Below are 20,487 nucleotides of genomic sequence, written 5' to 3'. Positions count from 1 at the left end.
AAAAATTTCACGATCGACTGCAAGATTATCCTGACATATTTATGGTGCTGAAAAAAACGGTGAATCGTTCAAGCAAATTATTTTTTCTTTTTTCGGACTGTTCCCCCGATATAGATAACTCAATGATTTTTAGGAATTATGACGAAAAACGCTGGAAATTACGGCAGAAAAAAGAAAATGAACCACCCTTTTCATAAAAAACAAAAATAGTGTTTCAATTTTAAGAAGAGACAAATCAAACAGGGATATGCTTAAATTTAATATCCGCTTTCAGGCAATTAAACTCATTATACCGGATGGTCAAAATGGAAAGTGCTGTAGATCGCCACGTATTTTATATTTCTGACGGTACCGCCATTACGGCGGAGGTGCTGGGGCATGCCGTCATGTCGCAATTCCCGGTCGCCATCAGCAGCGTGACCCTGCCGTTTGTGGAAAATATCAGCCGCGCGCGGGCGGTGAAAGAGCAGATCGACGCCATTTATCAGCAAACGGGCATCCGCCCGCTGGTGTTCTATTCCATCGTTATTCCGGAGATCCGCGATATCATTCTGCAAAGCGAGGGCTTTTGTCAGGATATCGTTCAGGCGCTGGTGGCCCCGCTGCAGCAGGAGCTCAACCTCGACCCGACGCCAGTGGCCCACCGCACCCACGGCCTGAACCCCGGGAACCTGATCAAATACGATGCGCGCATCGCCGCCATCGATTACACCCTCGCCCATGACGATGGCATCTCGCTGCGCAACCTTGACCAGGCGCAGGTGATCCTCCTCGGCGTGTCGCGCTGCGGCAAGACGCCCACCAGTCTGTACCTCGCTATGCAGTACGGCATTCGCGCCGCCAACTATCCGTTTATCGCCGACGATATGGACAATCTGGTTCTGCCGGCGTCGCTGAAACCCCTGCAGCATAAGATGTTCGGCCTGACCATCAATCCGGAGCGTCTGGCGGCGATCCGCGAGGAGCGCCGGGAGAACAGCCGCTACGCTTCGCTGCGCCAGTGTCGGATGGAAGTGACCGAAGTGGAGGCGCTGTATCGCAAGAATAAAATTCCCTGCCTGAACAGCACCAACTATTCCGTTGAGGAAATAGCGACAAAAATCATGGACATCATGGGGCTGAATCGCAGGATGTACTAATACACTAGTACATTATTAAAAATTTGTTTATGCTATCACCCGTGGCCTATACAGGATCATGCCCTGCTCTTGCAATAAGCAGGGATTGGTTTATCGTGATGCGCATCACTTCCCGGCATTTTCGCTGGCGAAGAAACAGATTTTTGAGACCCCAATGAATAAAACAGACGAATTGCGTACCGCGCGCATTGAAAGCCTGGTAACGCCCGCGGAGCTGGCCCAGCGCCATCCCGTCACCGCCGACGTGGCCGCCCACGTCTCGGCCTCCCGTCGCCGCATTGAAAAAATCCTCAACGGCGAAGACCGCCGCCTGCTGGTGATTATCGGCCCCTGCTCCATTCACGACACCGACGCGGCGATGGAGTATGCCCGCCGCCTGCAGACCATGCGCGAGCGCTACCAGCCGCAGCTGGAGATCGTGATGCGCACCTACTTTGAAAAACCCCGTACCGTGGTGGGCTGGAAAGGCTTAATCTCCGACCCGGACCTCAACGGCAGCTATCGGGTCAACCACGGTATTGAACTGGCACGGCGCCTGCTGCTGCAGGTTAATGAGCTGGGGGTGCCGACGGCCACCGAGTTTCTCGATATGGTGACCGGTCAGTTTATCGCCGATCTCATCAGCTGGGGAGCCATCGGGGCGCGCACCACGGAAAGCCAGATCCACCGTGAAATGGCCTCGGCGCTCTCCTGCCCGGTCGGGTTTAAAAACGGTACCGACGGCAATACGCGCATCGCCGTAGACGCCATCCGCGCCTCCCGCGCCAGCCATATGTTCCTCTCTCCGGACAAGCAGGGGCAGATGACGATTTACCAGACCAGCGGCAACCCGTACGGGCATATCATTATGCGCGGCGGCAAACGGCCGAACTATCACGCCGAGGATATCGCCGCCGCCGGCGAAGCGCTGCGTGAATTCAATCTGCCGGAGCAGCTGGTGGTCGACTTCAGCCATGGCAACTGCCAGAAGCAGCATCGCCGTCAGCTGGAGGTGTGCGCCGATATCTGTCAGCAAATTCGCGCGGGCTCTACCGCCATCGCCGGCATTATGGCGGAGAGCTTCCTGCAGGAAGGGACCCAGAAAGTGGTTCCCGGCCAGCCGCTGGCCTGGGGCCAGTCGATCACCGATCCCTGCCTGAGCTGGGAAGACAGCGAACGTTTATTGAGCGAACTGGCGGCCGCCACGGCCACCCGTCTGTGACCGCTCCGCCCGCCGCGCCTGCGGTGGGCGATCCCCTTCTGCCATTCCCCTACCAAATTCGGTAACGTGATAAATAACGCTTGCCGTCAAAAACAACATTATTGATAATGATTATCATTGTTGCTTTGATTTTTATTTTGAGAGCTATGACGCGTATGGATAACACTGCCACAGCTGAAAAACCAAAAGACAATGCCCCCTATCCCGTGGCGACGGACAGACAGATCAGCAGTCGGGTTCTGTTAGGCAGCGAAGGACGGGTAGTCATTGAGCATGGCGGCCAGCGCTATCTGTTGCGCCAGACCCACGCCGGGAAGTTGATCCTGACCAAATAATCGCCCCGCAGCGCGCGGGGCGAGGCGAGTTAGCTCGAGCAGCTGACTTCCAGACGTTTCCCCCAGTCCGGCGGCCGACGGACGTAGTCGTCCTCGCGATCGGTGAAGGGATCGGCCAGCGCGGCATGCAGACGCTCCAGCTCCCCCAGATCGCCAGCCTCAGCCTGCTCGATCGCCCGCTGCGCCAGCCAGTTACGTAACACCAGCGCCGGGTTGACGCCCTGCATCCGCTGCTGGCGCTGGGCATCCTCCACCTGTTCATCACGAAGCCGCGCGCGATAGCTGGCGAACCAGCTGTCGAATGCCGCACGGTCGATAAACTCGTCGCGCAGCGGCGAGGCCGCGCTGAGCTGTTCGCTGTGGCTCAGCAGGCGGAACGTTCGGGTATAGTCGCTTCTCTCGCGGATCATCAGGGCAAACAGACCGTCGAGCAGATCGTTATCCCCTTTCTGCTGAGTGAACAGGCCAAGTTTGTCGCGCATCCGCTGGCCATAGGCGGTCAGCAAGGCGTGCTGATACTCATCCAGCGCCGCGTTCAGCGCTTCGGCGCTGATGAACGGCGACAGCGACTGGGCCAGACGCTGCAGATTCCACAGCCCCACCGCCGGCTGGTTTTCAAAACTGTAGCGCCCCTGGTAATCGGAGTGGTTGCAGATAAAGTCCGGCTGAAAATCGTCAAGGAAGCCATACGGCCCGTAGTCGATGGTCAAACCGAGAATCGACATGTTGTCGGTATTCATCACCCCATGGGCAAAGCCCACGGTTTGCCAGCTGGCGATGGTCTGCGCGGTACGCGTGACAACGTCACGGAACCATAACAGGTACTTGTCCGCTTCATCCTGCAGCTGCGGCCAGTGGTGACGAATGACATAATCGGCCAGCTGCTGAACCTTCTGCGGCTCGCGACGATAGTAAAAATGTTCGAAATGACCAAAGCGGACATGGCTCTCGGCCACCCGCATCAGCATCGCGCCAGGCTCCACGCGCTCGCGGTAGACCGGGGTATCACTGGTGACCATCGCCAGAGCGCGCGTCGTTGGGATCCCCAGGGCGTGCATCGCCTCCGACGCCAGGCTTTCCCGGATCGTCGAGCGCAGCACGGCGCGGCCGTCCCCCATCCGTGAATAGGGGGTCAGGCCGGCGCCTTTCAGATGCCAGTCGTAACGGCGGCCATCCGCCAGCTGCTGCTCACCGAGCAGGATCCCGCGTCCGTCGCCCAGCTGGCCGGCCCAGGCGCCAAACTGATGGCCACTGTAAACCTGCGCCAGCGGCGACATGCCCGGGAGCAGCGCTTCGCCGCCCCAGACGCCGGCCCCGCTTTCCGGCGCAAACAGCGCGTCAGGGACGCCCAGCTGTTGCGCCAGCGGAGCGTTGCGCCAGATGAGTCGGGCGTTATCGAGTGGCGTCGGTGACAGGGAAGTGTAAAAGTCCGGCAGTTCATCCCGCCAGTGGGTGGTAAAAGAAAGGGTCATGGTTCCTCCTCTCTCCAGTGTAGTGCCTGGAACAGCGGATTAACACGGGCGGAGTGCAGGGTTATCGGCATAAAAAAGGGAAGCGCTCGCTTCCCTCCGGCCGCTGAATGACGTCAGATACGCCGCGCCTGCCAGAATTTTTTGTTCCAGTAGACGTTATCCAGCGAGGAACGGGTGACGCCCTGACTGGTGGAGGCATGAATAAACTGGTTATCGGTATCGTAGATGCCGACGTGCAGGCCGCTTTCGCCTGAGCCGGTTTTGAAGAACACCAGATCGCCGGGCAGCAGATCGCGCTTATCAATTCGGGTGCCGATTTCCGCCTGCTCGCGGGTTTCGCGCGGCAGCTGGAGGGCAAATTTATCGCGAAACGTGCGCACCACAAAGCCGGAGCAGTCGACGCCGCGCGGCGTCATGCCGCCGTAGCGATACGGTGCGCCGCGCCAGCTGCGCAGCTGCTCGTTCAGATTCGCCACCACCGTAATGGAGTCAGCCAGCCGAGGATTCGGCGGCGGTGCCCGATGGCTGCTGCAGCCGGCTAAAATTAACGCCGCCGCCAACATGAACCAGAAGCGCATTTCAGATGATCCCTCTGTCCCTAGTCTCTTATCGCAATAATTTAGCTTGTTTATCAATATAGTGACAAGATAACTGCGTGCTACTGTGACGCGATGAGCATAATATGACCGGCCACCTCCACTCGCTGGAACGGGATCGCATAGGCAGCGGTTAAATTTTCCTCGTTCAGCACCTCGGCGGTCTCCCCGCAGGCGATGGCTTCCCCCTGGCAGAGCAGCCAGCTCTGTCCGGCATGGCGCAAAGTGTGGTTGAGATCGTGACTGCTCATCACCACCGCAATTCCCGCCGCGCTCAGCTCGCGTAGCAGTCGATCCAGCGCCGCCTGCTGGGCCACATCCAGACTGTTCATCGGCTCATCCAGCAGCAGCAGCTGACCCGCGGGATTGCTTAAGGGATCGATCTGCAGGATCACTGCCGCCAGCCGCACGCGCTGCCACTCGCCGCCCGACAGCTGATTGACCTGACGGCCCAGCTTATTGTCAAGGCCAAGCCTGGCCGCGATATCGTTCACCCGGGCGCTGTCGCCCTGCTGCTGCCTGTGCAGCGCCAGATAGTGCCACACCGGCATGGCGAACGGCGGGGTCTGCTGTTGGCACAGATATCCGCGGCGGCGCGCCAGCTCCGTCGCCGGCCACTCGTCAAGCAACCGTCCGTTAAAATGAATCGTGCCGGGGCCGTCGGACAGCCCCGCCATGCGGGCCAGCAGCGTGCTCTTCCCTGCGCCGTTCGGCCCCACCAGGTGGACGATCTCCCCGGCGCGAAAGGCCGCAGAAAACGGGGCCAGACGCCCCGCCGCTTCTACATCCTGTAGCTGCATCAGAAATGACATTATTTCGCCAGCGCTCCTTTAATCGCCGCCAACAGCTGCGGATCGTCCGGCGTCATATCCGGAGAGAAGCGCTGAATGACGTTGCCCTGGCGATCGACGAGGAATTTTTCGAAATTCCACAGAATGTCGTCCACGTACAGCGGCGCGCGGCCCTTGCTGGCCATCCGCTCATAAAAACCGCTACCTTCCGGGGCCACCGCCTTCGGCGCGGCGGCAACCAGCTTTTGATAGAGCGGTGCGCGATGCTCGCCGTTGACGTCAATCTTGCTGAACAGCGGGAAGGTGACGCCGTAGGTGGTGCTGCAGAAGGTCTTAATCTCTTCTTCACTCCCCGGCTCCTGGCCGAGGAACTGGTTGCAGGGGAAGCCCAGCACGCTGAAGCCCTCGCCGGCAAACTGCTTTTGCAGGTCCTCCAGTTGCTCATACTGCGGCGTCAGGCCGCATTTGGAGGCCACATTGACGATCAGCAGTACCTTGCCGGCAAAGGATGCCAGGGTGGTCTTCTCGCCATCAATGGTCGTCACTTCGGTATTCAGAATGTCATGTTGCATAGCCTGTCCTCAATGGATAAACCGGTTTCCGGTGAAGGTGATCCCTATCTACTGTAGCGGATTCAGCGCCCGCCATTCTACTGCCAATCCCCGCGAGTTGTCGCATGATGTAACAGCGCTTCGCTGCCCGTCGGCAACATGAAATCCTCTCAATTGGGCAGGCACCTATTTACGTGTACAGTGTTCCATGAATGTAATATGGTTTCGTTACTTGTTAATTTAAGAGAGTTTTGTTGATGAAGAAGTTGTTTAGCCTGGCGTTAATCGCCGCCTCTGTCGCCCTGCTGAGCGCCTGCTCTCCGGATGAAGATAATAAAGTGAAAGTCGCTATCAATACCGGGCCGGACGAAGCCATCTGGAAAGTGGTGGAGCAAGTGGCGAAGGATAAATATCACCTCGACGTCGAAGTGGTCTCCTTCAATGATTATGTGCTGCCTAACGAAGCGCTGAACAACAAAGATGTGGATGCCAACGCCTTCCAGACCCTGCCGTACCTTGAGGCGCAGTCGAAAGAGCGCGGCTATAAATTCGCGGTGGTCGGTAAAACCTTTGTCTTCCCTATCGCCGCCTATTCACATCGCATCAAAAATATCAGCGAGCTCCCCGAGGGAGCGACGGTGACCATCTCTAATGAAACCACTACCCTGGGCCGCAGCCTGCTGCTGCTTCAGGCGCAGGGGCTGCTCAAGCTGAAACCGGGCGTCGGCTATTTACCCACCACGCTGGATATCATCGACAACCCGAAACAGCTGAAAATTGTGGAGGTGGATACCCCGCAGCTGACCCGCACCCTGGATGACCCGAACGTCAGCCTGTCAATCATTAACACCAACTTCTCCGCCCAGGCGGGCCTGTCGGCCGCCCGCGACGGCCTGTTCATGGAGGGACCAGATTCCCCTTACGTGAATGCGATTGTCGCCCGCGAGGATAACAAGGACAGCAAGAAAATTCAGGAACTGAAAGCCGCCTTCCAGACCAGTGAAGTCGCGGAAAAAGCGAAGGAAGTCTACAAAGGCGACGCGATCAAAGGCTGGTAAGCCCGAGCCGGCGCCGTCCCTGCAGACGGCGTCACGCTATCCCCGTCACCGCGAGCGCAGCAGCAACCAGATAAAGACCGGCGCGCCCAGCGTCGCCGTCACCACGCCAATCGGCAGCTCAGCGGCGGAAAGCGCCAGCCGGGCGATAATATCCGCCCCCAGCAAGGCGCTTGCCCCTGCCAGCATGCAGGCCGGGAGCAAGACCCGATGATCGCTCAAGCCGCATAGCCGCAGAATGTGCGGAATTACCAGGCCGATAAAGCCAATCGCCCCCGCCAGCGCCACGCTCACGCCGACCATCCAGCCGGTCGCCACCACCAGCAGCTTACGCCACAGCCACAGCGGCAGCCCGAGCTGACGGGCGGAGACTTCGCCCAGCGCCAGTAAATTCAGGGGTTGCGACTGCAGACAGACCCAGCAGAGCGCTGGCAGGAGGGCTATCATCAGCCACAGCTGCTGCCAGTCGACGCCGCCAAACCCGCCCATCATCCAGTACATCAGCTGACGCAGATCAAAAGAGGTGGAGAAGTAGACCGCCCAGGTCATCAGGGCGCTGCAGATGATCCCCAGCGCCACCCCCGCCAGCAGCAGACGGCTGGTGGAAAGATGGCGGCGGGCAAAACGCAGCAGAATAAAGGTGATCAGCAGCGCGCCCAGGATTGCGCACAGCCCGAGCGCCCAGCCCGGTAACAGGCCTTTACCCAGCAGGACGGCGGCAATCAGCCCGACGCCCGCGCCGTTGGAGACGCCCAGCAGACCCGGTTCCGCCAGCGGATTTTCAAACAGCGCCTGCATTATCGCTCCGGAGAGCGCCAGCGCCGCCCCCACCAGCAGCACCGCCAGGGTCCGCGGCAGGCGGATCTGCCAGATAAACAGCTGACCTTTGGCGCTGAGCCACTCGCCGGGCGGGATCCATTGATCCCCCGCGCACAGGCTGATCAGCAGGGTGACCAGCAGCAACAGCGTTAAACCAAGGAGCCAACGCCGGCTGCGGCGCTGTTGAAGATGGGCGAGAGTCAGCATAGATTCCATTACGCAGTGGGAACAAGAGGCTGATTTTACGGTGGGTGTCGCGGTGAGAAAAGGAAAACCTCGCGACCAAAGGTCGACGCGGAGGACGCTCCCCCCGTCGACCATCTCGCTTTACACCAGAATCTGAAACAGCAGCGCGAAGAGAATGATGTTCGCCACCACGATTGCCCAGCCGTTATAGAGCATATACTTCAGATGTGTAGACTGCGCCAGCCCCATCTGGCCGAACATGTCCGATGAGGGAAACGGCCCGAACCAGTCCACCTGAGACGAGGCCAGCAGCACCGCGGTGGTCCCCTGCGGCGGCACGCCGGCGGCCATCAGCATTGGGCCAAAGATTTTATGCGTAAAGGTCATCTGGGCTACCGCCGCGCCGGGCACATGGCCGATAATATTGAACGCGAAGATGCTAAAGCACAGCCAGGCCGGGGAGATCCCCTCCAGCAGCGGCTGGGTATACTCCAGCAGCCCCTGATAGGCGTGCAGGCCATCCATCAGCTCAAGGATCGGGTTATACAGCCAGTAGAGAATAAACATCCACACCAGACGACCGCAGCCGTGATACAGCGCCTGCAGGATCTGCGTCGGCCGCAGGCCGCCCACCAGCCCGGTCATCAGTGCCACCAGCAGCATGACGATAATCGCAAAGCTGAAGCCGGCTTTAATCACCACCCCAACCACCGCCATCACGATGATGGTCGCGGCGAAAGCCAGCGCGCTTAATTTACGCCGGCGCTGCTGCGCGGCGCTAAGGTCCTCTTGCGGCTTTTCCGAGAGATCGACCTCATAGCGCAGTTTGCCTTCGGTCATCTTCTGGATCCGTCCGGCCATGATCCAGCCGGCTAACAGGGTGACGGCGCTCATCGGCAGGCCGACATACAGCAGATAATCCGGATAGCTCAGACCGCCGAGGCTGAGGATCGTCACGGTGCTGGGGGTGAAGGGCCCGGTAAAGAGTCCAACGGAACCGGCGGTCATCATCAGCGCGGCTACCGTCGGCGGCGTTAAGCGTACCGCCGCCGCTACGGGGATAATCACTGCGACAATAATCGCATTGCCGCCGGCCATGGTGCCCAGCGAACCGCAAATTAAAATCGATGACACCACAATGCCGAACTTGACCCGCGTCTGGCTCGACAGCCCAATACGGTGGACCACGAATTTCACCAGTTCAACCGCCGCGCCGGTGCGGGTGGCCACTTCCCCCACGCCGGCGCCGAGCATAATGATAAGCCCGACGGTGGCAATAAATGACCCGGTGGATTTCGCCAGCATCGCGCCCATTTCCGGCAGACCGGTCGAGGTCATGATCATGGCGATAATAATCGAGGAGATGACCGCCAGCACAATATCGACGCCGATCAGCGATAATATCGCTAACGCCACCAGCGGCGTAAATCCCAGCAGGCCAAGCTCGCTGCCCGGTCGACCGTGGCACCACAGCGCAATCAACACGAACAGCAGCAATAACAGACCGGTAATAACGTTTTTTCGCGTGATATTTCGTCTGACAGGCGTATTGCCTGCGAGCGTTGAGTCACTCATAACACTCCTTAATGCCAATCAATCCGACCATGATGGTCAGGTGGTGTATGGGGCCTGCTCAGAAAATATCCTCCCTCTTTTTCATTATTGGCCGCAGCCTGAGGGTCTGTTGGGGTACAAAGGAAACGATTCTGAGAGCGTTTTATTCCGCCATCAGGCGGGGCCAGCAGCACAATATGTAACCAATGCGCTGATTGGTGATTAAATTTATGTTAACTTAGTGTTAGTAGAAAATGACTTTTTATCGGTAGGCTATAACCCTGAGTTAACTGTTCATGAAACTGCGTCATCTGGAAATCTTCTATGCCGTCATGACCTGCGGCTCTCTGTCACGGGCGGCGGAATCGCTCAATATCTCCCAGCCAGCGGCCAGCAAAGCGTTAAAAAGCGCCGAACTGAAGCTGGGCTTTACCCTGTTTCAGCGGGTGCGCGGCAAGCTGCTGCCGACCAGCGAGGCGATCACACTTTTCGAAAAAGCGCAGACTATTTATCAGGACCTTGATAACCTGCGCCTGCTGGCCGATAACCTGGCCCGCGATCCGCGCGCCAAAATCACCTTAGGCTGTCTGCCGAGCCTGGGGTTAAGCCTGGTGCCGGAGCTGGTGACCGATTTTTATCAGCAAAACAGCAACCTGGTGATGACGCTCACCACCGATCACACCGAAACGCTGGTCAGAAAACTGGATTTACGCGAGATAGACTTAGCGCTGACGCTGCAGCCGGTGCAGCAGGGAGAGATCCTTACCACCCTGATTGCCGAAGTGCCGCTGGTCTATATCGACCGTCATTATCGTCAGGGAGCGGTGGATATCAGCCAGATCGACCAGCAGCGCTGGATCTCGCCGGGGCCGCACTCGCTCTCCGCCGCCATCGCCACCCGTCGCGACTTTTCCACAACCCGGCTGAATGTCCAGACCTACTACATGGCCACCGAGTTCGTGAAGCGCGGCATGGGCTGCAGCATTACCGATATCTTTTCCGCCCAGCACAACCTGGCGCCCGAGATGATCCATCCCATTACGCCGCCGATGGCCATTAACCTCTGCCTGCTGCGTCGGGCCGACGTTTCCCTGAGCCCGATGGCGCAAAAATTCGTCGATTTTCTCTGCCAGCGCCTGCGCCAGCAGCTCAAGGAGATTAACCTGCGGTTATACCCTGACCATAAAAAGTCAATTGCGCCGCCAGGGTAAATGCTTTGACATAACCCGATAAATTGAACAGCGGTGGATATATCGGGTTATGAACAAACGCATTGTCATTATCGGCAGCGGCGTGGTCGGTCTGGCCACGGCCTGGGAACTGATCAAGCGCGGCCATCAGGTGCAATTACTGGAGCGCAACGGCGAACCGGCCAGCGCCACCAGTTTTGCCAACGGCGGACAATTAAGTTACCGCTACGTCGCCCCCCTTGCCGACAGCGGCGTTCCCCTGCAGGGGATAAAATGGATGGGCAAAGCCGATTCGCCGCTCAATATGCGTCTCAATATCTCTTTACAGCAGTGGCGCTGGCTGCTGCAGTTCCTGCGCGCCTGTAATAGCCAGACCAATAAAATAAACGGCGCTCATATATTGCGTCTGTCGCTGCTCAGCCGGCAGGTCATGCAGTCGTGGCGGGAAGAGGATAATCTTGCCGATTTTCACTGGCGGCGCAGCGGAAAATTAATTATCCACCGCCGGGAATATGATTTTACTAAAGCGGCAAAAGGGATAGATCCTCAGTATCAGCAGGCGCTGAATGCTGAAGCCTGCCTGCAGCTGGAACCGGCGCTAAAACATATCAGCCCTTCGCTGCAGGGCGGAATTTATTCGCCGGGGGATGAAACGGCGGATTGCCATCAATTTTGCCTTGCGCTGATCGACAAGCTCACCGCCAGCAGCCGCTTCAGCCTGCTGACCCACTGTGAGGTGCAGCGGCTCGCCAGGCGCGGCGGACGCGTCAGCGCCCTAGAGACCAGCCGCGGGACCATCACCGGCGATGAGTACGTCGTCGCCGCCGGCAACGGCAGCGGTCCGCTGCTGGGGCACATGGGCGTTCGCGTGCCGCTCTGCGCCCTGAAGGGGTACAGCCTGACCCTTCCCTATCCGCAGCAGGCGGGCATTGCGCCGGACATCAGCGTCACCGATTACGGGCACAAAATCGTTTATGCCCGCCTGGGCCAGCAGCTGCGCATCGCGGCGATGGTGGACATCGGCTACGACGGCGACACACTGCGCGAGAGCCGCATTCAGGCGCTGAAAAAAATCGTCTCCCGCAGCTTTCCCGAACTCGAGGGGTTGGACCAGGCCGAAGCCTGGACCGGCATGCGCCCCTCAACGCCAGCCGGGCCACCGCTACTGGGACGCGCCGGCTACCCCAACCTGTGGATGAATCTCGGCCAGGGCAGCCTCGGTTTTACCCTCGCCGCCGGCAGCGCGGTGGTGCTGGGCGCGTTAATCGACAATCAGATGCCAGACATTTCTTTAGAAGGTCTCACATGGAAACAAACCGCATGACAATCATTCGCAATCATCCTCAACCTCGTCTTTCCGCCAGCGTTGCGTATGGCAATCTGCTGTTCCTCTCCGGACAGACGCCGAAAAGCAACGAGGAGGACATCGCCTTGCAGACCCGCGAAGTGCTGGAGAAAATCGACGCCCTGCTGGCGGCGGCCGGGAGCGATAAGCGGCACATTCTCTCCGCGCAGATCTGGCTGAAAAATATCGAGCGTGACTTTGCCGCGTTCAATGAGGCGTGGGTGGAGTGGATGCCGGAAGGCCATAGCCCGGCGCGCGCGGCCGTGCAGGCGGAGATGGCGCGACCAGAAATCCTGGTGGAGATCATGCTCACCGCCGTTAAAGCGTAAGATTCGACAGAAAAGAAAAAGGCCGCAATGCGGCCTTTTTAATTAGTTCAGATTATTTGTCTTTAGGCGACGCATTTTCGACACGGCTTTTCAGCTTCTGACCGGGTCTGAAGGTCACCACGCGCCGGGCTGTAATGGGAATATCCTCCCCCGTCTTCGGGTTACGTCCCGGGCGTTGGTTTTTATCCCGCAAATCGAAGTTGCCGAACCCGGAGAGTTTGACCTGTTCTCCGTTTTCCAGAGCACGACGGATCTCTTCGAAAAACAACTCGACCAGTTCTTTGGCATCCCGCTTGCTAAGCCCAAGCTTATCAAACAGATATTCTGACATTTCAGCTTTTGTAAGCGCCATAGGTTCAATCCCTCAATGATGCCTGGAATCGCTCTTTTAATGCCTCTACACATCTGGCAACGGTAGCGGCAATCTCCTCTTCTTCGAGTGTACGGCTGGTATCCTGCAGGATCAGGCTAATCGCAAGGCTCTTATACCCTTCCGCCACACCTTTACCACGGTACACGTCAAATAAGTTTACGCCAACTACCTGATTTACGCCAACTTTCTTACATTCGGCTAAAACATCGGCGGCAGCCACGTTTTCCGCGACCAGCACCGCGATGTCGCGACGGTTCGCCGGGAAGCGGGAAATGTCGCGCGCCTGAGGCACCACGCGGTCTGCGAGCTTGTTCCACTCCAGTTCAAACACCAGAGTGCGACCGTTCAGATCCAGTTTACGTTCCAGCTCAGGATGAACAACCCCAATGAAACCAATGCGTTCACCTTTAAGATAAATCGCTGCGGATTGCCCCGGATGCAGCGCGGTGGTCGCTTCAGCACGGAATTCGATATCCGCTAATTTTCCGGTTAAATCCAGAACGGCTTCCAGATCGCCTTTCAGATCATAGAAATCGACCGTCTCTTTCGCCAGTGTCCAGTGCTCTTCGTAGCGGTTGCCGCAGATCGCCCCGGCCAGCATCACATCCTGACGAATGCCCAGCGGCGCATTGGTGTCCGGCACAAAGCGCAGACCGCTCTCAAAGATGCGAACCCGGCTCTGCTGACGGTTCTGGTTGTAGACCACGGTCCCCAGCAGGCCAGTCCACAGCGACAGGCGCATCGCCGACATTTCGCTGGAGATCGGGCTTGGCAGGATCAGCGCCTCTTCACCGGCGTGGATCAGCTGCTGGACTTTCGGGTCGACGAAGCTGTAGGTGATCACTTCCTGATAGCCTTTGTCATTCAGCAGCGTTTTCACGCGCTTCAGCGACAGGTCGGCTTCACGGTGGGTACCCATGATCAGACCCGCCTGCACCGGCTCATCAGGAATGTTGTTGTAGCCATAAACGCGAGCCACTTCCTCGACCAGATCCTCTTCGATCTCCATGTCGAAACGCCAGCTCGGGGCCACCGCCTGCCATTCGCCCTCGCCCACCGTCACTTCGCAGCCGAGGCGCTGAAGAATATCAGTGACCTGCGCGTCGTCGATATGGTGGCCAATCAGGCGATCCAGTTTGCTACGACGCAGAGTGATGGTGGCGCGTTGTGGCAGGGTCGCTTCGTTGGTCACGTCGATCACCGGGCCGGCTTCGCCGCCGCAGAGGTCGATCAGCAGACGCGTGGCGCGCTCCAGCGCTTTATACTGCAGGGCCGGATCGACGCCGCGCTCATAGCGATGAGAGGCATCGGTGTGCAGGCCGTGACGGCGCGCGCGGCCGGTAATGGACAGCGGGCTGAAGAAGGCACACTCCAGCAGTACGTTCTGGGTTTCGTCGTTAACGCCGGAGTGCTCCCCGCCGAAGATCCCGCCCATTGCCAGCGCTTTGTTGTGGTCAGCAATGACCAGGGTATCGCTGTCGAGCTTCGCTTCGGAGCCATCGAGCAGGACCAGGGTTTCACCCTCTTTCGCCATGCGCACCACGATCCCGCCTTCGATACGGTCGCGGTCAAAGGCGTGCATCGGCTGGCCCAGCTCAAGCAGCACATAGTTGGTCACGTCAACCACCGCGTCGATGGAGCGGATCCCGCAGCGGCGCAGTTTCTCTTTCATCCACAGCGGCGTCGGCGCTTTGACGTTGATGCCTTTTACCACGCGGCCCAGATAGCGCGGGCACGCCTGCGGGGCGTCAACCTGAATCGGCAGCACATCGTCAATGGTGGCGGCTACCGGGGTGATTTCCGGCGCGTTCAGCGGCGCCTTGTTCAGCACGGCCACATCGCGCGCGACGCCGATGATGCCCAGGCAGTCGGCGCGGTTCGGGGTGACGCTGATTTCGATGGTGTTATCGTCAAGCTTCAGATATTCGCGAATATCGGTACCGATCGGCGCATCCGCCGGCAGCTCGATAATTCCGCTATGATCATCGGAAATGCCCAGCTCGGAGAAGGAGCACAGCATCCCCTCTGACGGCTCGCCGCGCAGCTTTGCCGCTTTGATTTTAAAATCGCCCGGCAGCACGGCGCCGATGGTCGCCACGGCGACTTTCAGCCCCTGACGACAGTTTGGCGCGCCGCAGACGATGTCCAGCAGGCGTTCGCCGCCGACGTTGACTTTGGTGACGCGCAGTTTGTCGGCGTTCGGGTGCTGACCGCACTCCACTACTTCACCGACAACGACGCCGTTGAAGCTGCCGGCAACCGGCTCCACGCCGTCCACTTCGAGGCCCGCCATGGTGATCTGATCGGAAAGCGCTTCGCTGTCGATCGCCGGGTTAACCCACTCGCGTAACCACAGTTCACTGAATTTCATTGTTCTGTCCTGCCCTTATTTAAACTGTTTGAGGAAACGCAGATCGTTTTCGAAGAACGCGCGCAGATCGGTGACGCCATAGCGCAGCATGGTCAGACGCTCCATGCCCATGCCGAAGGCGAAGCCGGAGTACACTTCCGGATCGATACCCACGTTGCGCAGCACGTTCGGGTGCACCATCCCGCAGCCCAGCACTTCCAGCCATTTGCCGTTTTTACCCATCACGTCAACTTCCGCGGACGGCTCGGTGAACGGGAAGTAGGACGGACGGAAGCGTACCTGCAGATCTTCTTCAAAGAAGTTGTTCAGGAAGTCGTGCAGGGTTCCTTTCAGATTGGTGAAGCTGATGTTTTTATCAACGATCAGACCTTCCATCTGATGGAACATCGGGGTGTGGGTCTGATCGTAGTCGTTACGATAGACGCGGCCCGGCGCGATAATACGGATGGGCGGTTGCTGGTTTTCCATGGTGCGGATCTGCACGCCGGAGGTCTGGGTGCGCAGCAGGCGAGTGGCATCGAACCAGAAAGTGTCGTGGTCAGCGCGCGCCGGATGGTGGCCCGGGATATTCAGCGCATCGAAGTTGTGGTAATCATCTTCGATTTCCGGGCCCGTCGCCACGGTAAAGCCGAGCTCACCGAAGAAACTTTCAATACGGTCGATGGTGCGGGTGACCGGATGCAGACCGCCATTCTCAATGCGGCGACCCGGCAGCGAGACGTCGATGGTCTCTGCAGCCAGACGAGCATTCAGCGCCGCGCCTTCCAGTTCGGCTTTGCGCGCGTTCAGCGCCTGCTGTACCTGCTCTTTCGCTTCGTTGATGACCGCACCGGCTGCCGGACGCTCTTCCGGCGGCAACTCACGCAGGGTGGTCATTTGCAGGGTCAGATGCCCTTTCTTACCCAGGTATTCCACGCGGACGTTGTCCAGCGCAGCAACATCTGATGCCTCGTTAATGGCTGCCTTGGCACTGGCAACCAGCTCTGCGAGATGTGACATGGTTTTCCTCATTATGTCGGTGCAGACACCGGTTATAGTGAAATTAATATTCCGAATCCATATACGAAAAAAGCCTCCACAGGGGAGGCTTTCTGGCGCTGTTTTCCGTTTCTTCTTTCACGCGCTAGCCTCCTGAGTTCAGGTGCTAAAGTAAAAAAAGAAGCGGAAAATAGCAGCATTCATGCTTGCATTACCTTGTCTGGTAAGAAACGTCAGACCTGTATTGAAAAGCCTGCGCCGATAAAAGTCAATGTATTGATGGTGTTGAAACGAAAAGAGGGAGACAAGCTCCCTCTTTCAACTGGCTTATGCCAGAGCTGCTTTCGCTTTTTCGACCAGAGCGGTGAACGCTACTTTGTCGAATACGGCGATGTCAGCCAGGATCTTACGGTCGATTTCAACAGAGGCTTTTTTCAGGCCATTGATGAATTTGCTGTAAGAAATACCGTTCTGACGTGCTGCTGCGTTGATACGTGCAATCCACAGTTGACGGAACTGACGTTTACGTTGACGACGGTCACGGTAAGCGTACTGACCAGCTTTGATAACAGCCTGGAAGGCAACGCGGTATACGCGAGAACGCGCACCGTAGTAGCCTTTAGCTTGTTTCAAAATTTTCTTGTGACGTGCACGTGCAATTACACCACGTTTTACGCGAGCCATGTGTGCTCTCCTGTATCTATTCTAAGTTAAAAAAGTTAAACGTTAACGACTTATGCGTACGGCAGGCACGCGATAACCAGGCCCAGATCGCCTTTGGAAACCATGGCTTTCGGACGCAGGTGACGTTTACGCTTGGTAGCTTTTTTAGTCAGAATGTGACGCAGGTTAGCGTGCTTGTGCTTAAAACCACCTTTACCGGTTTTTTTGAAGCGCTTAGCAGCACCGCGTACGGTCTTAATTTTTGGCATTTTAATAACTTCCACTTCGCATTGTTAATAAACGAAACAAAGGCGAACAAAACCAGTGAGCCGAAGCCCACCGGAAATGTTTCTTGATGGCCTTACTGTTTCTTCTTAGGAGCGAGCACCATGATCATCTGGCGGCCTTCGATCTTCGTTGGGAAGGATTCGACTACTGCCAGTTCAACCAGATCGTCTTTCACGCGGTTAAGCACTTCCATACCGATCTGCTGGTGGGCCATCTCACGACCGCGGAAACGCAGCGTGATTTTGGCCTTATCGCCATCTTCGAGAAAGCGAATCAGGCTGCGGAGTTTTACCTGATAGTCACCTTCATCAGTACCAGGGCGGAATTTAATTTCCTTAACCTGGATAACTTTCTGCTTCTTCTTCTGTTCCTTAGAAGACTTACTCTTTTCATAAAGGAACTTGCCGTAGTCCATGATACGACAAACTGGCGGCTCGGCGTTAGGGCTGATTTCAACTAAATCTACTCCAGCCTCTTCAGCCTTTTCGATAGCTTCTCTCAGACTCACAATACCCAGCTGCTCACCTTCCAGACCTGTTAAGCGAACTTCCTGGGCGCGAATCTCGCCATTGATACGATTCGGACGTGCCGTTTGAACTCGTTTTCCGCCTTTAATACCTTATTCCTCCAGTTGTTGAAGACTGCGGCTGCGAATCTCTTGTTGCAGCTTCTCGATCACTTCATTTACGTCCATGCTGCCGAGGTCTTTCCCGCGACGGGTGCGCACGGCCACTTTGCCGGCTTCGACTTCTTTGTCGCCACAGACCAACATATACGGGACACGACGTAAAGTGTGCTCGCGGATTTTAAAGCCAATCTTCTCATTTCTCAAGTCTGCTTTTACACGAATGCCCGCATTTTGTAGTTTACGCGTCAATTCGTTAACGTATTCAGCCTGAGAATCGGTGATATTCATGACCACCACCTGCACTGGTGCAATCCAGGTTGGGAAGAAGCCAGCGAACTCTTCGGTCAGGATGCCAATGAAGCGCTCCAGAGAACCGAGAATCGCACGGTGGATCATGACCGGCACCTGACGCTCGTTGTTTTCGCCCACATAGGAGGCGCTTAAACGCTGCGGCAGAGAGAAGTCCAGCTGTACCGTACCGCACTGCCATGCACGATCGAGACAGTCATACAGGGTAAATTCAATTTTCGGGCCGTAGAACGCCCCTTCACCCAGTTGATATTCAAATGGGATATTATTTTCTTCCAGCGCCACCGCCAGATCCGCTTCCGCGCGATCCCAGGTCTCGTCGCTGCCGATACGTTTTTCCGGGCGAGTCGACAGTTTGACGACGATCTTCTCGAAGCCAAAGGTGCTGTACATATCATAAACCATACGAATACAGGCGTTCACTTCATCGCGAACCTGATCTTCAGTACAGAAGATATGCGCATCATCCTGGGTAAAGCCGCGAACGCGCATCAGACCGTGCAGCGCGCCTGATGGTTCGTTACGGTGGCAGCTACCAAACTCCGCCATACGCAGCGGCAGATCGCGGTAGGATTTCAGCCCCTGGTTGAAGATCTGCACGTGGCCCGGGCAGTTCATCGGCTTAATGCAGTATTCACGGTTCTCAGAAGAGGTGGTGAACATCGCATCTTTGTAGTTGTCCCAATGGCCGGTTTTTTCCCACAGCACACGGTCCATCATGAACGGACCTTTGACTTCCTGGTACTGATACTCTTTCAGTTTCGAACGGACAAAGGTTTCCAGTTCACGGAAGATAGTCCAGCCGTCGTTGTGCCAGAACACCATCCCAGGCGCCTCTTCCTGCATATGATACAGGTCGAGCTGCTTACCGATTTTACGGTGGTCGCGCTTGGCGGCTTCTTCCAGACGCTGCAGATAAGCATTCAACGCTTTTTTATCTGCCCACGCGGTGCCGTAGATACGCTGCAACATTTTATTGTTGCTGTCGCCGCGCCAGTAGGCACCGGCGGTTTTCATCAGCTTGAAGTGATGGCAGAAGCGCATGTTCGGCACGTGCGGACCGCGGCACATATCGATATATTCTTCATGATGATACAGGCCAGGCTTGTCATCATGGGCAATGTTTTCGTCAAGAATAGAAACTTTATAGCTTTCGCCGCGCTTCACGAAGGTTTCACGCGCTTCGTGCCAGCTCACTTTCTTCTTGATGACATCGTAGTTTTTCTCGGCGAGCTCATGCATACGTTTTTCGAGCGCGTCGATATCTTCCTGAGTCAGGGTATGGTCGAGGTCTACGTCATAGTAGAAGCCATTATCAACAACCGGACCGATAGCCATTTTGGTGTTGGGCCACAGCTGCTTGATGGCATGACCTAACAGGTGCGCGCAGGAGTGACGAATGATCTCCAGCCCTTCTTCATCTTTAGCCGTGATAATAGAGAGGGTGGAATCAGTTTCAATCGGGTCGCAAGCGTCTACCAGTTCACCGTTTACCCGCCCGGCGATGGTGGCTTTCGCCAGACCCGGGCCGATATCCAGCGCGACGTCCATCGGGCTGACAGCGTGATCAAAATGGCGTTGGCTGCCATCAGGAAGCGTAATTACAGGCATTTTATGTCCTTATTTGCAGTGGTGCCCCGCACGAAAGAGCACATACAAAACTATATAATCATCATTATCATCAGGTTAAGGCGCAGTTCCCGCTTCACTCTGCGAAAAGAGGAGCACGACCGGAGCGATCGTTCCCGCCTGCTGCCGCCTGCTGATAACACCGGGGAGTAGTTTACACATCATTGGTACGTGATTAAAGCCGTAATAGCATAAATGATGGCGGAATGTGGAGAAAACAAGAGCCGCGCGGATAAAAGCAGAATATCCGCCAGGAAGACGCGAAAATAATCACCAGCGAAGCCGGATGATATTATGCGGACAAACTAAAAGAGACGCCTTGATATTGCCTGCGTGATGTTTAGCGCGGGTCGTTAAACCGGTACCACTCTACCCGGCTTAATAGTCCGCCCGTGAAGCAGTAGCCTGCGATATTAAGACCACTCGCCTGCTACCAGCGTATGCACATTAAAGGCATCGCTCATGGATTGTCCGGTACTACGGGAACCGGGGGCAATATTCGAACCGGCCTCAACGTCGGTTGCTTTGGCGATACCTACCTGCGTATGGTCCTGGTTACCCGACGGCGGAACTGGCGTGGCGGCTGATGCGCCAAAGGAAAGCACGCACAGCGCCAGGGCTGCGATGGTAAATTGGCTGTTTTTCATGATGTTTATTCTCTTATTACGGAAGACGGACCGAACAA

Annotated in this window: 22 protein-coding genes, 1 pseudogene and 1 other annotated feature; of the genes and pseudogenes, 8 read left to right on the top strand and 15 right to left on the bottom strand. The window is 56.9% G+C overall.

Annotated elements, in window-relative coordinates; translation table 11 throughout:
- Positions 1–41: 41 nt before the first annotated feature.
- The 4 genes and pseudogenes from ACOI7D_RS09545 to hemP form a co-directional block, all read left to right on the top strand.
- Positions 42–158, top strand: a pseudogene (locus tag ACOI7D_RS09545) (hypothetical protein); the annotation flags it as partial.
- 147 nt (positions 159–305) lie between these two features.
- Positions 306–1,139: a pyruvate, water dikinase regulatory protein gene (gene ppsR, locus ACOI7D_RS09540; RefSeq protein WP_002909061.1), complete on the top strand. Its 834-nt coding sequence runs from the start codon at positions 306–308 to the stop codon at positions 1,137–1,139.
- 154 nt (positions 1,140–1,293) lie between these two features.
- On the top strand, positions 1,294–2,340 hold the full coding sequence (aroH, locus tag ACOI7D_RS09535; RefSeq protein WP_032453261.1) for a 3-deoxy-7-phosphoheptulonate synthase AroH: 1,047 nt from the start codon (positions 1,294–1,296) through the stop codon (positions 2,338–2,340).
- Between the two features lie 155 nt (positions 2,341–2,495).
- Complete coding sequence (hemP, locus tag ACOI7D_RS09530) at positions 2,496–2,675, top strand: hemin uptake protein HemP (protein ID WP_023290103.1); 180 nt, start codon at positions 2,496–2,498, stop codon at positions 2,673–2,675.
- A gap of 29 nt (positions 2,676–2,704) precedes the next feature.
- Here the strand turns inward: hemP and selO are convergent, their stop codons facing one another.
- The 4 genes from selO to ACOI7D_RS09510 all read right to left on the bottom strand — a co-directional run bounded on the left by selO (position 2,705) and on the right by ACOI7D_RS09510 (position 6,106).
- Positions 2,705–4,147, bottom strand: coding sequence for a protein adenylyltransferase SelO (gene selO / locus ACOI7D_RS09525; RefSeq protein WP_109547210.1), 1,443 nt, complete (start codon positions 4,145–4,147; stop codon positions 2,705–2,707).
- Positions 4,148–4,260: 113 nt separating this feature from the next.
- Positions 4,261–4,725, bottom strand: coding sequence for an NlpC/P60 family protein (locus ACOI7D_RS09520; RefSeq protein ID WP_002909082.1), 465 nt, complete (start codon positions 4,723–4,725; stop codon positions 4,261–4,263).
- Positions 4,726–4,805: 80 nt separating this feature from the next.
- Positions 4,806–5,555: a vitamin B12 ABC transporter ATP-binding protein BtuD gene (gene btuD, locus ACOI7D_RS09515; protein ID WP_032453263.1), complete on the bottom strand. Its 750-nt coding sequence runs from the start codon at positions 5,553–5,555 to the stop codon at positions 4,806–4,808.
- The gene (locus tag ACOI7D_RS09510) at positions 5,555–6,106 is read right to left on the bottom strand and encodes a glutathione peroxidase (protein WP_101866368.1); all 552 of its coding nucleotides are present in this window, start codon (positions 6,104–6,106) and stop codon (positions 5,555–5,557) included. The genes btuD and ACOI7D_RS09510 overlap by 1 nt, the downstream gene beginning before the upstream one ends.
- A gap of 236 nt (positions 6,107–6,342) precedes the next feature.
- On the opposite strand from ACOI7D_RS09510, the gene ACOI7D_RS09505 reads away from it, so the two are divergent.
- Positions 6,343–7,143, top strand: coding sequence for a MetQ/NlpA family ABC transporter substrate-binding protein (locus tag ACOI7D_RS09505; RefSeq protein WP_004203125.1), 801 nt, complete (start codon positions 6,343–6,345; stop codon positions 7,141–7,143).
- Between the two features lie 45 nt (positions 7,144–7,188).
- Here the strand turns inward: ACOI7D_RS09505 and btuC are convergent, their stop codons facing one another.
- Entirely contained in the window at positions 7,189–8,166 is a 978-nt protein-coding gene (gene btuC, locus ACOI7D_RS09500; protein ID WP_023290108.1) for a vitamin B12 ABC transporter permease BtuC, read from the bottom strand.
- A 120-nt stretch (positions 8,167–8,286) separates the two neighbouring features.
- Entirely contained in the window at positions 8,287–9,720 is a 1,434-nt protein-coding gene (locus ACOI7D_RS09495) for a H+/gluconate symporter (protein ID WP_023290109.1), read from the bottom strand.
- 275 nt (positions 9,721–9,995) lie between these two features.
- Between ACOI7D_RS09495 and ACOI7D_RS09490 the strand changes: the two genes are divergently transcribed.
- From ACOI7D_RS09490 to ACOI7D_RS09480, 3 genes are read left to right on the top strand one after another with little or no spacing between them, the layout of a single operon-like run.
- Positions 9,996–10,910 carry a LysR family transcriptional regulator gene (locus ACOI7D_RS09490; protein WP_050533303.1) on the top strand — a complete coding sequence of 305 codons (915 nt, stop codon included), beginning with the start codon at positions 9,996–9,998 and terminating at the stop codon, positions 10,908–10,910.
- A gap of 49 nt (positions 10,911–10,959) precedes the next feature.
- Positions 10,960–12,213 carry a D-amino acid dehydrogenase gene (locus tag ACOI7D_RS09485; protein ID WP_109547208.1) on the top strand — a complete coding sequence of 418 codons (1,254 nt, stop codon included), beginning with the start codon at positions 10,960–10,962 and terminating at the stop codon, positions 12,211–12,213.
- On the top strand, positions 12,210–12,563 hold the full coding sequence (locus tag ACOI7D_RS09480; RefSeq protein WP_072419980.1) for a RidA family protein: 354 nt from the start codon (positions 12,210–12,212) through the stop codon (positions 12,561–12,563). Before ACOI7D_RS09485 ends, ACOI7D_RS09480 begins: the two co-directional genes overlap by 4 nt.
- Positions 12,564–12,615: 52 nt before the next feature.
- Here ACOI7D_RS09480 and ihfA read toward each other — a convergent pair whose 3' ends face one another.
- The 9 genes from ihfA to ACOI7D_RS09435 form a co-directional block, all read right to left on the bottom strand.
- The gene (gene ihfA / locus ACOI7D_RS09475) at positions 12,616–12,915 is read right to left on the bottom strand and encodes an integration host factor subunit alpha (protein ID WP_002909098.1); all 300 of its coding nucleotides are present in this window, start codon (positions 12,913–12,915) and stop codon (positions 12,616–12,618) included.
- A gap of 4 nt (positions 12,916–12,919) precedes the next feature.
- Positions 12,920–15,307 (bottom strand): phenylalanine--tRNA ligase subunit beta, encoded by a 2,388-nt coding sequence (pheT, locus tag ACOI7D_RS09470; protein WP_060592527.1) that lies wholly within the window; start codon positions 15,305–15,307, stop codon positions 12,920–12,922.
- Between the two features lie 15 nt (positions 15,308–15,322).
- Positions 15,323–16,306: a phenylalanine--tRNA ligase subunit alpha gene (gene pheS / locus ACOI7D_RS09465; RefSeq protein WP_002909105.1), complete on the bottom strand. Its 984-nt coding sequence runs from the start codon at positions 16,304–16,306 to the stop codon at positions 15,323–15,325.
- 63 nt (positions 16,307–16,369) lie between these two features.
- Positions 16,370–16,494, bottom strand: a sequence feature (Phe leader region).
- Positions 16,445–16,489, bottom strand: a complete 45-nt coding sequence (gene pheM, locus ACOI7D_RS09460; protein WP_001386830.1) for a pheST operon leader peptide PheM — start codon at positions 16,487–16,489, stop codon at positions 16,445–16,447. (Overlaps the previous feature by 45 nt.)
- 118 nt (positions 16,495–16,612) lie before the next feature.
- The gene (gene rplT, locus ACOI7D_RS09455) at positions 16,613–16,969 is read right to left on the bottom strand and encodes a 50S ribosomal protein L20 (protein ID WP_000124850.1); all 357 of its coding nucleotides are present in this window, start codon (positions 16,967–16,969) and stop codon (positions 16,613–16,615) included.
- Positions 16,970–17,019: 50 nt separating this feature from the next.
- A complete protein-coding gene (gene rpmI / locus ACOI7D_RS09450; RefSeq protein WP_001124225.1) occupies positions 17,020–17,217 on the bottom strand; it encodes a 50S ribosomal protein L35 in 198 nt (65 codons plus the stop codon).
- Positions 17,218–17,309: 92 nt separating this feature from the next.
- Positions 17,310–17,852 carry a translation initiation factor IF-3 gene (gene infC / locus ACOI7D_RS09445; protein ID WP_004189469.1) on the bottom strand — a complete coding sequence of 181 codons (543 nt, stop codon included), beginning with the start codon at positions 17,850–17,852 and terminating at the stop codon, positions 17,310–17,312.
- A 3-nt stretch (positions 17,853–17,855) separates the two neighbouring features.
- A complete protein-coding gene (thrS, locus tag ACOI7D_RS09440) occupies positions 17,856–19,784 on the bottom strand; it encodes a threonine--tRNA ligase (RefSeq protein WP_017900777.1) in 1,929 nt (642 codons plus the stop codon).
- A gap of 431 nt (positions 19,785–20,215) precedes the next feature.
- Positions 20,216–20,449, bottom strand: coding sequence for a hypothetical protein (locus ACOI7D_RS09435; RefSeq protein WP_023290114.1), 234 nt, complete (start codon positions 20,447–20,449; stop codon positions 20,216–20,218).
- Between the last annotated feature and the right edge of the window lie 38 nt (positions 20,450–20,487).

This window comes from Klebsiella sp. C360 (assembly GCF_048822415.1).
Taxonomy (GTDB): domain Bacteria; phylum Pseudomonadota; class Gammaproteobacteria; order Enterobacterales; family Enterobacteriaceae; genus Klebsiella; species Klebsiella quasipneumoniae.
The sequence above is the reverse complement of the archived record's forward strand: the minus strand, read 5'-3'. Positions and strand labels throughout refer to the sequence as shown.